1 pseudogene is annotated in these 2,381 nt (G+C 50.1%); it reads right to left on the bottom strand.

What is annotated here, in order from left to right:
• Window positions 1–2,381 (bottom strand): annotated as a pseudogene (locus A7090_RS24750) (S6 family peptidase); the annotation flags it as partial.

The following is a 2,381-nucleotide window of genomic DNA, read 5'->3' as shown; positions in this document are numbered from 1 at the left end:
AACAGCATTCTGAGAGGTCACACTCACGGAACTGTCATAAGCCTCAATACCACCGGTGAATTTCTCCATGATTTTCAGGGATGATTTGTTTTCCAGCGTCACATTTCCGCGGTAATCACTCTGGTCACCGGCTGTGGTTGCTGTGGCACTTCCCTCAACAGAGGAGACCGCATTACCGGTTCCGTCATTCTTGTCAGTAAAGACACGGTCACTTCCCAGAATAACGGTACTTCCGTTGGTGGCGTTAATATCTCCCTGCATCTGGCCGTTTCTGGACAGATGGAATGTTGCAGCATCGAGTTTCAGTTTTCCCAGCGTAAACTGACGGGTTTCCCAGTCGCTCTGGCTGGCAGAGGTCGTCGTCCCGGCATGAATAACCGGATGGCCCTGGAATATCAGCGTACCGGACTTCTTGGTTATCGAACCTTCTGGCAGGTTAACGGAACCATCAAGAGCCAGTATATCCTTACCGGAGAGCTGCGGAATATTCACATCCATATTGCCGTTTAGCTGGCCGTGATACATATAAGGCTGGCTGCTGGCCTCAATTTTTTGCTGCTTCACGGTATCAATGGCTTTATTGCGGTCTTTTCCGACATTCTGCCAGACACTGCTGTTGTTCAGATCGGAGAAAAACGGTGAATATGAGCTCGCTTTCAGGATGTAATAGTTCCCGGTAGAACTGTCATAATACAGGTCTCCCGGTGATCCTTTCCCTCCAAAAATATTGACAGTATTAACCGGTACATTAATGTCACTGGCTTTTAATGTCTGAAGGTCGAGTGTTACCGTTGATTTTTTCTCACTGTTATTGGTGATGATGGCCCCGTAGTCAGCCGCCTGAAGACGGGTAAAGGTCAGGTTATTACCATTCAGGTCCAGACGTCCACCACGGTATCCCCACGAAATATTATCCGGATTAACCTGCTGTACGTCGGAAAGCACAACTGTCGGACGACCGCTGGCAATATCAACAGAGCTGAAAGCCTGTACCTTTCCGTTAGCATCCGCCTGCTGGTTGAGAATAACAGTACCGTCCCCTACCTTGAGTCCACCTGCATTCACACCGGTCCCGTTTACTGTCAGGGTGCCTTCGCCAATTTTATGCAGGTTATCACCGGCCACTCCGTTCACCTGCCACAGAACGTGGGTTCCTTTATCTGTGATAATCCCGCCGCCCATCCATGTCTGGCCGTTCAGGGCAGACACCTTGTAATCGCCGGCAAACTGCAGATACCCGGCCCCCTGATTAACGGAATTCTGCAGAACGACCTCGCCATTATTGCCGGTGAACAGGAGGTTTTTTCCTGCGTTCAGATCATTCCCTTTCTTTCCATGCATATCCCAGCTCGTGTTTCCCTGAGTCAGGGTGCCGGTGCCATTAGCCGCATCATATTTCCACTGCAGTGCACCCTTACCAGAGGTATAGGCTATGGTTTTATCAAAGTCATTTTGCGGTTGCTGACCAAGGAAATCCTGAGTGGTGACGACCCAGTTATTTCCGGAGTCTGTCTTTGAGGAGGTGACACCAATCAGCACCCATTTTTTTGCCAGGAATCATAAGCAAACAGGGGGGAGCCGCTGTCGCCCATAATAAGATAATTAGCCAGAGGCCCATTCGCGGGATTAAAAATATTAGCGGTCTGAGCCGAAATCATCTGTCCGTTATTATAGGAGCTCAGCGCGCTGACGGTGCCTCCTATCAGAAATCCCCCATTGGTGTACACCTGGGTAAGGTTGCCATTTTTATCTTTGACGTACTGCATCCCCCCCCCAAGGCGATAGAATGCAGTAAAGCGTCCTCCGGCCTGATAGGCACCGCTCACTGCCCCTACGTCAGACACTTCTGCCGGCGCCACCTCTGTCACCAGTTTACTCAGTCGGCGGGTTTTAATATCCAGACCGCTATTATTATTTGTACCCACCGCAGTATAGGTGTTTTTGGTGTATCCGAAGCTCATCGTGTCAGAGCCGCTGACATGTTTGGCGGTAACCACATACTGAGGGGAGTAAAGTGTATGGTCTCCCGGAGGCAGACTACCAGTAGCAATAGTGGCGCTGCTGAAATCAGCCATCGGGGCTTTATCAAGTTTACCGACCAGATTGCCCTGCTTGTCATAAATGGAAATATTCGTGCTCCCCGGCGTAAACTGGCCTTTATTCTCGGCAAAGTCGCGGAATATCTGATAAGGGATCTCTGCACTGACCGTTGCCGCCAGAGCCGGCCATGCCGAAGAAAGTGACAACACAGCAACAGATGAAAGAATGACCCGACGGGAGAGTCTGCGATGGCTCTTACAGGTGACCCTGCGGGCCAGTTCGGAGACAGCAATCAGGCTTTTAGTTATATGGCAATATTTCAGGGAGTATATTTTATTCAT

This window comes from Escherichia sp. MOD1-EC7003, from assembly GCF_002965065.1.
Lineage (GTDB): Bacteria > Pseudomonadota > Gammaproteobacteria > Enterobacterales > Enterobacteriaceae > Escherichia.
The sequence above is the reverse complement of the archived record's forward strand: the minus strand, read 5'-3'. Positions and strand labels throughout refer to the sequence as shown.